The organism is Paenibacillus hebaui, assembly GCF_051934385.1.
In the GTDB taxonomy this organism is placed as follows: domain Bacteria; phylum Bacillota; class Bacilli; order Paenibacillales; family Paenibacillaceae; genus Paenibacillus.
Window position 1 is genome coordinate 4,209,286 of the sequence record NZ_CP196836.1, and the last position, 14,083, is coordinate 4,223,368.

Below are 14,083 nucleotides of genomic sequence, written 5' to 3' on the forward strand. Positions count from 1 at the left end.
CTTATCTAATTAGTTACACATACTTTCAAGCAAAATTTTACCATAGAAATATATGTAATTTCAATCAATTTATTGTTACTATATGGTAAAATATAGAGATTAAATAGCTGACTTTTTACATATTTATGACAAAATGTCTGAACCTTCAACAACTTCAGAAGCATCAAACGACAAACAGGCCACCTTTAATGAGGCAGCCTGGCGCTATATTATAAATCTTGCGAGAGAACAAATAGGGTACTAGATTGCATCAATCAACGCGGTTGCGTCCATTGGAATTTGTTTCGCTGTAAGAATGGAATGGCATACCTGTAGAGCATCATTTATCTCTTCTTCATTGAGTCCATATCCATTCTTGTTTATTTGTTCCTTTACCCGTTGTAATTGATGAAATAAGGGCTCAACCGTTTTGGTGTATGATATCGAATCTTGGTTATAATTCCGTGAAATGAGTGCAGTTACCATCAGTTTAGATAACAACTTTTTCCGAATCGTTAACAACTTATTTTTTCTTTCTTGTGTATTTGTAAGCATTAGTAAATCAGAAGGCTGATTTAGAGAGTAAGGTACAATACGCTTCGTAATTTTACTCATAAGACTAACTAACACATGTTTAGAACCCAACTCTATAACTTCAGTAACCCCATTTTCAACCAGATAGTGCATAGACTCTGACCATCTTACAGGCATCGTCATCTGCCCATTTAAGTAATCCACGACAGATTGATCAGGCTGATAGGGTACCGCTGTAACATTGGAAATAATCGGGTATTTCGCATGTTCATATTGATATTGTTCCAATTCAACTTTGAATTGTTCTGCTGCGAGTTGCATCATGGGCGAATGATAGGGACCACTTACATTGATATAAGAATGTTTTGTTCCCATGGATTCTGTTCTTTTTATAATTTCTTGTATGGAGTGACGATGTCCCGAGATCACAAACTGTTGGTCGGTATTCATACAAGCTACACAGGCAGGGCGCTCACTCGTGGAAACTTCATCGCATATTTTTTGAAGTGTATCTAATGGAATGTGTGAGATAGCCGCCATAGTACCTTGCTGATGTGGGTCTGCATTGTGCATAATGATCCCTCGTTGTCTTACGAGTTTAATAGCATCATGAAAAGAAAGAACACCAGCGCATACCAGAGCCGAATATTCTCCCAGACTATGTCCAGCCAAATAAGCGGGTTCTACACCCAATTCTTGCATATACACCTGAAAAGCTATGACACTAACAGTTAAAAGTGCAGGCTGAGCGTTCATCGTCATGGTCAAATCATCCATGCTGCCTTCAAAACATAACTTTCTCAAATCAATAGAAATAGCATCACTGGCTTCTTCAAATAACTTCTTGGCTACATCGAAATGATTCCAAAAGCCCTTACCCATTCCAACCATCTGAGAACCTTGTCCCGGAAACAACAGAGCTACATTACTCATCCAGCACCCTCCATGTATTCAACTTTATATTTCATATACCCAAGCTAAACAAAACCAATAAATTCCTTGTTTGCAAAATTTATAATAAACTTTCATTGTGAGTTATGCAATAATAAAGTCAAAAGGAGGGTTATCTATATCTATGAACGGAAAAAAATTCGTGATCCTTTTTGGGCTCCTTGTTGGCCTCTGTGTCGGGGCATTTAGTGCTGTTCTTTACTGGATCTTGTCTGTAGTCTGAATACTAATGCAAATAGACACCTCCAATGAGGAGATGCCTGTCTCGTTCTTATCTGATTATTCAAGGCTTACGATTCCATTATCCTAAGTGCTCGCTTTATGAATAGCCGGAATCATTAGATAAGAGAGCAAATACTGTGTCAACTTAAAATGGTGTGTTAACCACATATCTTAGAGAAAAGGATTTCTATTTATTTTAGATCCCCATTTTTCGCTCACTTCGTTCTCTGTATCATTCAACATTTGATCTGGATAAGGATTAGATTGAATTACGGGTACAGTTGAATAATCGTCCTGTAATACAATGGCATACATCCCCTTACCTGGAATCCTAACTTGGCATACGGAATTCTCTTTGTTCATGGTTATCAGTTGCTCCATTAAGTCTTCTGCTGTTATAACTTCTTTCATCCAAAACACCTCACCTTTCTACGGATTTACACCTACTGCGAACGGACGCGCTCCTACCGGAATGACATCAATTACCGTATTCGTTGCGCCATCAATCACAGAAACGGTATTGTCATCTTGATTGCTTACATAAACTCGATTGGTTAACGGATTGGCGCCCGCTCCGTTTGGATTATTCCCGACCAGAACAGTAGCAATCACGGTATTCGTTAATCCGCTAATTACTGAAACATTATCCGTGTCTCGATTTGGTACGTAAATGGCGTTTGTCGAAGTATTAACAGCTACTTCAGCTGGCGTAATCCCGACCGGAATGGTATCGATCACGGTATTGGTCACTCCATCAATAACGGAAACCGTATTACTGGTGAAATTCGATACATAAATACGGTTGGTGGCTGGATTGACACCTATACGGAATGGATTGACCTGAACCGGTATCGTAGTAATCACAGTATTGGTTACTCCATCGATCACAGTCACAGCATCAAAATTAAAATTAGCTGCATAGATCCGATTGGTTAAGGAATTGACACCTACTCCAGTTAAAAAATTCAGCCCCGGAATAGTAATGGCATCAATCACCGTGTTGGTCAATCCGTCAATGACGGTTACATCTTCAGTGATGTCCAATGAATTAAAATTTGCTGTATAAACGGCATTGGTTGCTATATTGACCCCTACGTCCCCTGGCTCATTCCCAACCGGAACAGAAGCAATTACCGCGTTGGTTACACCATTAATGACGGAAATAGTATTACTGCCTCTGTTCGCGACATAAATACGATTCGTTAACGGATTGATGTCCACCCCCGCAGGATTCGTGCCCACTGGAATGGTAGCAATCACTGTATTCGTTGCGCCGTTAATAACGGAAACATCGTTACTGTTGAAATTGGCTACATAAATGCGGTTGACTGATGTGTTATCTTCCTTCATTTCAAGTTCAGAAGAGACTAATCGATGGGCCGCGACAAGCTGCCCAGATGCATTTTTGCCCCACACGGAAATCTCTGTCTGCTCTATAGCCACACCTTCTACTGTAAAGACGAATTCAAACGCATCAAGATCGGCGAAATAAGTCCTTGTCACGACTTGATCCGGAGCAATGGATATTTGCTCGCTAACATATAAACTCCGCGTTAAGGTCAAGTTAAAACCTTGTATTAAGACAGCAGATCCATCCAGAGAATTCCTGTTATCGATTTTAACTGTAACCTGTTGAGTTGGGCGAACACCACTGACGGCATTATTCTCAATAGGTCCTGTTGACAGAATGGTCATATCGATTATCTCCTCTACTTAGGTGTTATGATTTAATTTCAATCCTTCACTAAACTAAATAAAAGTGATCTTTTTAGACCAAAATAAAGACCCTGCAATTAATATATGCAGGGTCTAAAATAAGGTTTGGGATAAAGGATGTGCGTATTACCAGTCTTTGTGTCTCAACTTGGTTTTATGGTTAGAGAGGATTAGATCAATCCATACTTCATAAAGCTTTGGTACAATCCGTCCTCTTCGACCGTTCCGGTGATATCATCTGCAATGGCTTTCAGACCTGGCTTCGCATTGCCCATCGCAATCCCGACGGCACAGAATTCCAGCATCTCTGCATCATTCATGCCGTCTCCGATGGCGAATGTATCTTCACGTGACATGTCCAGATGTTCCAGCAAATCTGCGATGGCAATGGCTTTGTGTATGCCAGGGATCATCAGCTCACCACTTCCTTCACCAAAGATCGGCACGGTGCACTGAATAACTTCAAATTTGCCTTCAAACTCCTGCTTAATTCGGTCGAACGGAACCGTAGGACTTTCCAGAAAACATACTTTATTTACGTCATCCTTGTATAAATCAGCTTCGCCATACGTCAATCCGGAAATAAATGGATGTGGCTTTTGCTCTTTCTTCGCTCGGGCCGCGGGATCATTCTGCACATCGCCATAGATGCGACGTTCCAGATGTGGTTGAAGATGGCTGCTTGCGTACAAGGCCGAATTGGATTCCAGATAAAAGTCAATCTGGTGTTCATTGAAGAAATCGACCATATGACGAACATCTTCAGCCGTTACCCTTTTGTGATACAGCACATCCTGACCAAGCTCCACATAACCACCACCAGCACCAATCAGACCGTCAAAACCCACGTCCCAGATGGAATCATAGATTTCCGCCTTGGAACGACCTGTGCATAAATAGAGAAGATGTCCATTCTCTCGAGCCTGCTTACACGCCTGTTGTGCAGACAACGGAATGCTGCCGTCATCATCTACCAATGTGCCATCAATATCAATAAAAACAATCTTTCGATTCGTTGTGTTCATCTGCATTTGCCCCCATTGTGTATCTTGCATATGTTAGTTCAATCATTTCTAATCCATATAATCTCTTCCGTATGCTCCAGTTTCTCAATCAGACTTGTATACACAGATACATCTCTCCTATCATTTGTTCCGGTTTTGACTGCTCACTTCCCTTGTTTTGTTTATGCAAAGCCAAAAGTCGCTCTCACCCAATACCATCGCAAAAGCAATTTCCGCTATTTATTGGAAGTTGTTTTAATACAAGATTTTAGGTTATCCGTTTCCGGTTGCCGTTCCTTGCTTCGGGTCTGATACTTCCCATTCCTCAATAATTTCAACGGTCACTTACATGACAACTTGTCCATATGCACCGTCTGCCAATCATCGTCCTGCTCTACAACAACCACATATCCCTGACGTTTCCAGAAATCCACGGCTCCAGGCAAGAAGCGATGTGTATGTAAATACAACGTTGTGTAGTGCATTTCTCTCACCACACGCTCCAGCTCTTTCACCATTAGTGAACCAATACCGTACCTACGATACGCAGGATCGACATAACATTTTACTATTTCGGCTGCAGACTGCGCAGGGTATCTTCCTGCGATTGCTTCGATACGTCCATCATATGGCAGGATGCCAATGGAACCCACAATTCGGTTGTCCTCCATGACTGCGACAAGAAAGATCGCATCATCGGAGTCCAGATAATGTTCCTTGAACTGCTGGAAGTCCACAGGTAATCTCGTATGATCCATCATAGGAAACACTTCTCTGCGTACACGCATGGCAAAATCAATGGCATCATTCATTTGGTACTCCTGAATAGTTATCACTCTTGGTTCCGTCTGAAGCTGTGTCAATAAGCCCACATTCCTTATCCTAAGATTAGAGCCAGTTTTCAGCTCCGCATACGAACTCATTTCGAATTACAAGCTCGCTCTCTACTTACAATTCTACCGAATTCCCCCCTTCCTATCAATCTATCTAAACTCCTGACCAAAATAGCAGAGTGCCCACGCGATTTGATAGAGTTCGCATACGATAAGGCGTGTCAATATCAAATTTCAAGGGGGAAGAACATATGTGGTTATGGCTAGGAATTTCTGTTGCAATCCTAATGGCCATTGGGCTCGTCTATCACTGCGTGGAAGATAAACGTGCAGCCAAAAAGTTTCATCCCCACGCACCAAGGCAGTTGTTAATCAAGTTCAGAGAAGGTACAACGGCCGACGAGATGTACACTTTGCATAAAAAAGCGAAATGCAGCGTAGCCGAAACGTACGAAGACCTGGGCTGGCTCCGCGTCGAATCAAGAAAGAAAATGCATCGCATTCTAAAGTGCTATAAGGATCATGAGCTTATCAAACATGCTGAACCCAACTATTATGTCCAGTCATCGTTTACTCCAAATGATCCCTTTTTTCCCTACCAATATAACCTGCCAAAAATCAATGCTCCCGCTGCCTGGGATATTTCCCAGGGTAACAGCTCGGTGAAAATCGCCATCATTGATACAGGCGTACAGCTGAATCACCCGGAGCTCGCAGGCAAGATTCTGCCCGGTTACGATTACGTCGATTACGACAATATCCCCGAAGATGGTAATGGACACGGAACCCATGTAGCCGGAATTGCGGCTTCCATAACCAATAACAGTGTTGGTATTGCAGGCGTGGCCCCCCTCGCTTCCATCGTCCCACTGCGTGTATTGGACAACAATGGACAAGGTACAACGGGTAACGTCGGAAACGGTCTTGTTTACGCGGCCAACAACGGTGTTCAAGTCGTTAACCTGAGCCTCGGTGGACCCACGGGAGAAGCTTTTCTTCAAGCTGCCGTGCAATATGCATGGGATCGGGGAGCAGTCATCATCGCCGCAGCAGGGAATGATAACACCTCATTTCCAATCGTACCCGCGTCTTATCCCAACGTCATTGCGGTAGCTTCCACCAATCCTTCCGACCTCAAATCAAACTTTTCGAACTATGGTCCGTGGGTAGATATGGCTGCCCCCGGTGATGCGATCCTCTCCACATATCTGGGCGGTTCATACGCCTATCTAAGTGGGACGTCCATGGCTGCTCCCCACGTAGCTGGAGTCGCAGCATTGATCGCCGCCCGCGGCAAAACCAATGCTCAGATTCGCGATGCCCTGTGTTTCGCTTCCGATCCTGTATCGGGCTCTGGTATCTACTGGACCTATGGGCGACTGAATGCCTATCAGAGTCTGCAAGTGCCATAATACACCTACATTGAATCATGATTACACAGAGCATAGCCCTCTCCATTTTTCACGAATTAAAAAACCAAGGAGCATCTGTAAGTTAGACGCTCCTTGGTTTGCATGTAATTGATTTAAATTTAAACTTTTGCTGCCCAAATTTCGATTTCAATTTTAATCTCTGGTAGACCTAACTCCGTAATATATCCAATCGTCATCGCAGGATAATCATGACTAAATAATTGTCCCCACTCGGCATATAAGAAATCCCAATCAATTTTCTCCGTTGCCCATACGTTAACTTTGATAATATGTTCAGCATCTAAACCCTCAGATTCTAACACGGTTTTGATATTATTGAATGTATTTGTTACTTGCTCATTCAGACTGTCTGAAAAGTGCCCACTACGGTCTGCTCCAATTTGACCCGAAGTCACAAACAACTCTGCATTCCTCGGAATTCTTGTAATATGCGTATAGTTTCCTACAGGGGCTGGCATATTAGATGGATTTTTTCTAGTAATTTTGTCGTTTTTCATTTTGATTACCTCGTCATTCTTAAGATTTTTCTGTGTTATTCCCTAGTTTTCTTCCTAATTTAGACAGACTTCACCCTTGGAATAAATTCTAGAAAAAGACAGCAGTGGAGTATCCATATCCCGAGGATATAAACACAAGTGATTTTTTCTTCATGATTGGATGCTCCTCCCTTCTTAAGTGACAAGATTCTCTTGATTTTTTCATTATATATAAGAAACACAACATGGGTCAAATTCATCCCTCATAAGCAAAGAGCAGTCCATTGTCAACGAGACTGCTCTTTGACTATGCTAAAGCGGCGAACACCCTGAATCAGAAATATTGTGCACCATTATTAGCAATAACCTCTTTGTACCAATGGAAACTTTTCTTTTTCACTCTGCGGAGTGTGCCAGTTCCATCATTATTCCGGTCTACATAAATGTATCCGTAACGTTTCTTCATCTCGCCGGTACCCGCGCTGACCAGATCAATCGGTCCCCAGCTTGTGTAACCCAAAATCTCGACTCCATCTTGAATGGCTTCGGCCATTTCGGTAAAGTGACTGTTCAAATATTCGATGCGATAGTCATCTTCAACCCTATCATCTTCCAGCAATACATCTGTAGCCCCGAGTCCGTTTTCTACAATAAACAAGGGCTTGCCATAACGATCATGAAGTTGGTTGCATGTAATTCGAAGTCCCTTTGGATCAATCGTCCATCCCCACTCCGATGCTTGAAGATACGGGTTCTTCACCGAACCAAATACATTGCCTTCTGTCGAATCTCTCAAAATCTTAGGGTCTGTACTTGTACAGCGGCTTGCATAATAGCTAAAACCGATATAATCGACCGTATTTTGCATCAAGATATCTGTATCTTCCGGTTGCATTTCAATCTGAATGTCATTTTCCCTGAAAAATCTTTTGGTATATCCCGGATATGCTCCCTTGGATTGCACATCGATGAAGAAGAAGGACTCGCGATCTTTCTCCATTGCCTTCCATACGTCATCCGGATTCGAAGTGTAAGGATAAACCATACCTGCGGCGAGCATACATCCAATCTGTGCGCCGGGGATCATCTCATGACAAGCCTTAACCGCAAGTGCACTGGCTACCAATTCATGGTGCGCTGCCTGGTACAGGACCTGCTCTTTGTTTTCACCATCCTGAAGAACAATACCTGCGCCAATGTAAGGAAGATGCAGCAGCATGTTGATCTCGTTAAATGTCATCCAGTACTTCACTTTGTCTTTATAACGCTTGAAGAGTGTCTTCGAATAGGTCTCGAAAAATCCGATCATCTTCCGATTCTTCCAACCGCCGTATGTCTCGACCAGATGTACAGGGACATCGAAATGGCAGATGGTCACAACAGGTTCGATATTATATTTCAGCAACTCGTTGAAGACATCATCGTAAAATTGAAGCCCAGCCTCATTCGGTTCCGCGTCATCACCATTCGGGAAAATTCGTGCCCATGCAATGGAGAGCCTGAGGCACTTGAAACCCATTTCTGCAAATAACGCAATATCTTCCTTATACCGATGATAGAAGTCTATAGCTTCATGTGAAGGATAGAACTCCCCTTCTTTTGGTTCATATGAATCGAGATTTCCCATGGCAATGGGGAAGCGATTAGCCCCTGTGGGAATCAGGTCAACTGTAGTTAACCCTTTGCCCCCTTCAAGATAGGCTCCCTCTAGCTGATTCGCTGCGGTTGCTCCTCCCCAGAGAAAATTCTCCGGGAAGGCTGTAAACTTTTCATTCATTGAGAAGTTCCTCCTAAACCATCTGTAATTTCGATTAGCTTAATACGGTGATCAATTTATCTTTCTCATGAACGGATGCATCTTTCGTACCTACAACGTCCAGATATTTCGAAGTATTAGTGACAATGATTGGTGTAACAGTCTCATACCCTGCATCCTTAATCGCTTGCAGATCAAACTCAACAATCAGGTCACCTGCGTTAACACGATCTCCGTCCTTCACATGAGTTTTAAAATGTTGACCTTTCAGCTTTACCGTATCCTGCCCAATATGGATCAGCATCTCTACACCATCATCGCTTACAAGACCAATGGCGTGTTTGGTACGATATACGGTTTGAACGACACCCGTGATTGGAGATACCACTCTACCATTGGTTGGACGAATCGCAATCCCTTTACCCATATGCTCTCCTGCAAACGTTACGTCATTAATTTCTTTCAGTTGAACCACTTCACCAGCCATTGGGCTGAAGATTTCGTATCTGTTGTTCGGGTTTGGATCGAGTACAGGAGCTGGAGCTGGTGTAGCTTCTACTTTGTCTTTGAATCCAACCACGTACGTCAGAATAAAACCAAGGATGAACGCTATTCCACATGCAACCAGAGCCATATAGAATCCGGAATCAACGCCTGTTGCTTTATTAATGAAGCTTGGGAAACCAAACACACCCAGTCCACCAAAGATGTATAACTTCGAACCGGCCAATCCCAAGATACCCCCACCGATACCACCGGCAATACAGCTCATGATAAACGGCTTTTTCAGTGGAAGTGTCACACCGTAAATTGCTGGCTCGGTTACACCGAAGATGCCCGAGATGAAGGCGGGAATACCTAAAGATTTTATTTTTGTATTTTTACTTTTCAACATAACGGCGAGCACAGCACCGATTTGGGCAAAGGAGGCAGCGAAAGACATTGCAACTATCGGATCTGCCCCAGAGGTACTCAAGTTAAGAAGCATGACTGGCACGAGTCCCCAGTGAAGACCAAACAATACAAACACTTGCCATAATCCACCGATAATCAAACCTGTAACCACTGGACTTAAATCGTAGATCCCAGTTGCTCCTGCACCAATTAACTGGCCGGCCCAAGTGGATACTGGACCAATCAGAATGAACGTTGCTGGAACGATAACAAGCAAAGTAAAGAACGGAACAAGGAACGTGCTGACTACTTTAGGAATAATATTTTTGAAAAATCTTTCAATTTTCACAGCGAAGAATGTAGCGATAATGATCGGAATAACCGATGTTGAATAGGTCATCAGGATAACCGGAATACCCAGGAACGTAATGTGAATTGGTGATTCAAACAATGTACCTGCGAACAATGTGTATAGTGGATCCCCTGCCTTAAGGCCGGCCAATGTCGGATATACGAGAGATGCACCAATCGCCATACCCAGGAACGGTGAACCTCCAAATTTCTTGATTGCTGTATATCCAAGGAAGATCGGGAAGAAGAAGAACAGACAGTCACCCGTTGCATTCAACAGTTGGTATGTTCCGGAAGTCTCTGCGACCCATCCAAACGATAAGAACATGGCTGTAAAACCTTTAATCATCCCGGTTGCTGCAAGTAATCCCAATAGCGGAGTGAACACGCCGGAGATCATGTCGATAAAACGACTGAACAATCCCACCTTGTTACCTGAATTTTCCTGTTCCTCTGGAACCTGTCCTTCAGCAGGTAGATTCCCCACTTTAACAACTGCTTTATATACATCTGGCACTTCATTACCGATAACGACCTGATATTGTCCACCACTCTGCATTACGGTAATGACACCTGGCAGATTTTTAAGCTCCTCTGTTTTAGCAACGCTTTCATCTTTAAGTTTAAAACGTAATCTGGTTACGCAATGGAACACGCTATTCACATTCCCAGATCCACCTACACCAGACAGGATATCTTTGGCTAGTTGATCGTAGTTACTCATTGTAATCTCCCTCTCTAAGTAGACTCCCCATGCTTGTGAAACAAAGAAAACCTGAACTACTGAACATACACAACGTACCGGAAGATCCGGAAATCAGTCGTGTTATTCAGCAATTCAGGTTTTGCCCTTAACGGTTGCAACCCTGTAAGGCTGTACACATTGGTATTTAGTTGTTATACCCTTACAACTTCAGCTTAAAGTAAGTTGCAACCCATCTTTACTGACTTAGAGTAGTCGGCATTGCCTGATTGAACAGTTACAAGCCGATTGATGAATGCGCTTACTTTATGAGTTCATAATAGTATACCTTTTGATCTTTTGCAAGCGTTTTTTCTAAAGTCCCATTTTGTTTTGTTTTACTCTGATGTGGCATGCACCACACGCTCAATATGAATGGTTAGATACATCAGTTCTTCGTTAGTCAGTTGATACGTGTAGTTATTTTCAATAAATTTTTTAATTTTCTCCGAGCACTTGTGTGCGTCAGGATATTTCTTCTGAATCATATCAAACAATTCTTCATCATTGTTGCTCTTGTAATGCTTGCCCTTGACCAGTCGTTGAGCGAAGAATTTAAGATGGGTCACAAATCGATAATAGTTCAGTGCATTCTCATCAAAGTCCATTTTGAAATGATATTTGATAATCGTCAAAATCTCCTGCATCACCTGAGTCATGCTTCGAATGTTAGGCATCTCTTCATTTAGTGCCGCATTTACAAAATGAAGTGCCATGAACCCCGCCTCATCTTCCGGTAGGATCACACCAAACTGATCACAGATCATATTCAACGCTTCGAGCCCCACTTCATATTCATCCTTGTAGAGCTGCTTGGTCTCCCATAACAATCCATTACGGATCGGCAGATTGTTACGGTAACGCTCGATGGCAAAATGAATATGATCCGTCAGATGAAGATAAATGCTCTCGTTAAGATTTTTGCCGAGCTTCCTCTTGGCATAGGCGATGATTTCTTCAGATACTTTCATGTACTCCAGTGGTATGCTCGCGATTAATGCCTTGAAATTTTCCTGAATATCTTCATTCTGTAAAGTAAAGATCTTATCAATAAGCTGCTCCGACACCTCATCGCCAGCCCGCTTCTGGAAAGCAATCCCCCGGCCAATGACAATGACTTCCCGTTCATTCTTGATCGCAACTACAGCATTATTGTTTAACACCTTCTCGATTTTCACTTCATCACTCCAATATACAGAAAAAGGCAAACCGTACCTTCCACGAGGTCCTGGCCTTGCCCATTTCACTTCAATGTTAACTATATGTGCGTTCATGGTATTACATTTTTCTACAAGATGCAACATAAAAATCGGTTGGGCTTGAAGCCTGATAAACCGCGTTCTCATGGTCTATATAAATCAGTTTATCTGCTTTGTGTTTTTTTTCATTTAATTCGTATCCGTTCTGGACTTCCCGAATGTCGGCAGACATCACTCCTTTAGCATGCTGACATATGCGGGGAATTATACTTGTCTTGAAGGAGTAGGAACAGAAGTGCAATCTCTTCCACCATTAACGGATCTCCAGACTTTAACATGTCTATATAAATTAACTTCTTCTTTGTTTCTCCCCATACTTCCTTACGTCATTTCAATCCCGAGAAGCTTGCACTTCTTCACTACTAATCTAGTTTACAACCATCTTAAATTATGTGAAATTCCGATCATGATTTAGCAAAAAAGTCTTCCACAAGAGAGGGGTTAATGTGTCTGAATAATGAATATTAGATATAAAGGAAGTCTTTAAATGGCCCCTGCCAGAATCGGACCATAAGGAAACAGCGAGAAAATGTTACCATATCATAGCCAAATTTGGTCACTTTCACATCTGAATATTTGCATTAATTACCAATTCCCCTTAAAATATAAATAAACCAGTTTTACCCATTTTTGTTGCAGTATGTATAAAAAGTTCATTTGGTGAAAGGAGCTCTAATCATGAAAATGTTACCTCTTTGCGATCCTCTAATTTCGAACTACCCTCAACATGCCTTCTACCTATCGATTATTTCTGACAAAAAGGATTGCCAACCTTGGATTTACTCCAACTATACAAATATGTTTTTATCTGACTGGAAAAATGATGAGATTTTTCTGGATTTCTATGTACAGACACCAGAGCATCACTTTAACCCCTGGTTTAAGGATTCACAAAGACTGCACCGCGATCTCATTCTGGGATCTATTCCCAATCTAGTATCGTTTATTAAGAATCAAATCGACTCAGGATATTACGTTTGGACACATGTTGACGAATACTATATCCCCGATACGCCTTCATATCAATACCGGCGGTTCGCTCATGCGGTTATGATCTACGGATATGATGACTCAACTCGGGAGTTCCAACTTGCCGGATTTTTCAAGTATCGTAACTATTCTCGAACAACCATCTCATACGATGATTTGAAGACGGCGTTCGAGCATTGCGATATCGATGAAGATTTTCTTAACTACACTCATTTGCTAAAAATTAACCCGGAGTACCACGACGGCAAAATCTATGAATTCTCCCTCTCGTATTTTGCGGAATGCATGGAAAACTATTATACCTCCATTAATGAGGCGGAGAATTTTAAAAGCTTCTACACGCCAAAGCTGTACTCGGATCGAACCTTTGGACTGGAGATTTATAACAAACTTATAATGATTCTTGAGTTGATGCTTTCCAAGCAGCGAACCATTGATGCACGTTTGGTGTATACGCTTAGAGAGCATAAGAAATTCATGAATCTTAAAATTAAATATATTGAACAGGAAGGACACTATCGTTTCCCCGCCGTTTTTAAGGATAACTATACTCGAATCGAAAAAGAAACAACGATTATGCTTAACCAATTTTTGAAATACGAGATAACCCAATCTGAGGAAAATATTATCTAATTAATTGACAGGTTGGGCTCCCTGTACCAACTGGAATAAGAAACGCTCGAACTGTTGCTGAATGATTTCAGCAGGCAGGGCATCGGCAAGGGCAAGCCTTCGCTAAGCCAGAGTTGATGGCCCACCTTGGCGTGGACCTAGGAGAAGGTCCGTTTGGTGGCCTTCTCTGTTCAACTCCTGGCGAGTGAACATTTCCCGCGGCGTAGCACCCCTAGATTCATAAGTTTACATGGGTTCCAGGTTCAAACATCTCCTCGTTATGCATGACCAAAATCAAAAAGAGGTTTCAAGTATCCCCTGTTGTTTAAGG

Annotated in this window: 11 protein-coding genes; 2 read left to right on the top strand and 9 right to left on the bottom strand. The window is 42.2% G+C overall.

The features are described 5' to 3' along the window. Window positions 1-240: 240 nt before the first annotated feature. The 5 genes from fabD to ACR32F_RS18540 all read right to left on the bottom strand — a co-directional run bounded on the left by fabD (window position 241) and on the right by ACR32F_RS18540 (window position 5,278). On the bottom strand, window positions 241-1,446 hold the full coding sequence (fabD, locus tag ACR32F_RS18520; protein ID WP_440109493.1) for an ACP S-malonyltransferase: 1,206 nt from the start codon (window positions 1,444-1,446) through the stop codon (window positions 241-243). 411 nt (window positions 1,447-1,857) lie between these two features. After that, window positions 1,858-2,097 (bottom strand): hypothetical protein, encoded by a 240-nt coding sequence (locus tag ACR32F_RS18525; RefSeq protein WP_440109495.1) that lies wholly within the window; start codon window positions 2,095-2,097, stop codon window positions 1,858-1,860. 18 nt (window positions 2,098-2,115) lie between these two features. Further along, entirely contained in the window at window positions 2,116-3,381 is a 1,266-nt protein-coding gene (locus tag ACR32F_RS18530; RefSeq protein WP_440109497.1) for a YVTN family beta-propeller repeat-containing protein, read from the bottom strand. A gap of 191 nt (window positions 3,382-3,572) precedes the next feature. Next, window positions 3,573-4,427 carry a Cof-type HAD-IIB family hydrolase gene (locus tag ACR32F_RS18535; protein WP_440109499.1) on the bottom strand — a complete coding sequence of 285 codons (855 nt, stop codon included), beginning with the start codon at window positions 4,425-4,427 and terminating at the stop codon, window positions 3,573-3,575. Between the two features lie 320 nt (window positions 4,428-4,747). Then, on the bottom strand, window positions 4,748-5,278 hold the full coding sequence (locus tag ACR32F_RS18540) for a GNAT family N-acetyltransferase (protein ID WP_440109501.1): 531 nt from the start codon (window positions 5,276-5,278) through the stop codon (window positions 4,748-4,750). A gap of 212 nt (window positions 5,279-5,490) precedes the next feature. On the opposite strand from ACR32F_RS18540, the gene ACR32F_RS18545 reads away from it, so the two are divergent. Further along, on the top strand, window positions 5,491-6,651 hold the full coding sequence (locus ACR32F_RS18545) for a S8 family peptidase (protein ID WP_440109503.1): 1,161 nt from the start codon (window positions 5,491-5,493) through the stop codon (window positions 6,649-6,651). 119 nt (window positions 6,652-6,770) lie between these two features. Here the strand turns inward: ACR32F_RS18545 and ACR32F_RS18550 are convergent, their stop codons facing one another. The 4 genes from ACR32F_RS18550 to licT form a co-directional block, all read right to left on the bottom strand. Next, window positions 6,771-7,169, bottom strand: coding sequence for a RidA family protein (locus ACR32F_RS18550; RefSeq protein ID WP_440109505.1), 399 nt, complete (start codon window positions 7,167-7,169; stop codon window positions 6,771-6,773). A 313-nt stretch (window positions 7,170-7,482) separates the two neighbouring features. Beyond that, the gene (locus tag ACR32F_RS18555) at window positions 7,483-8,925 is read right to left on the bottom strand and encodes a 6-phospho-beta-glucosidase (protein ID WP_440109507.1); all 1,443 of its coding nucleotides are present in this window, start codon (window positions 8,923-8,925) and stop codon (window positions 7,483-7,485) included. 34 nt (window positions 8,926-8,959) lie between these two features. Continuing rightward, on the bottom strand, window positions 8,960-10,873 hold the full coding sequence (locus ACR32F_RS18560) for a beta-glucoside-specific PTS transporter subunit IIABC (protein WP_440109509.1): 1,914 nt from the start codon (window positions 10,871-10,873) through the stop codon (window positions 8,960-8,962). A 356-nt stretch (window positions 10,874-11,229) separates the two neighbouring features. Further along, entirely contained in the window at window positions 11,230-12,069 is an 840-nt protein-coding gene (gene licT, locus ACR32F_RS18565) for a BglG family transcription antiterminator LicT (RefSeq protein WP_440109511.1), read from the bottom strand. A gap of 759 nt (window positions 12,070-12,828) precedes the next feature. Here licT and ACR32F_RS18570 point away from each other — a divergent pair. Beyond that, window positions 12,829-13,773, top strand: coding sequence for a hypothetical protein (locus tag ACR32F_RS18570; protein ID WP_440109513.1), 945 nt, complete (start codon window positions 12,829-12,831; stop codon window positions 13,771-13,773). Window positions 13,774-14,083: the final 310 nt, after the last annotated feature.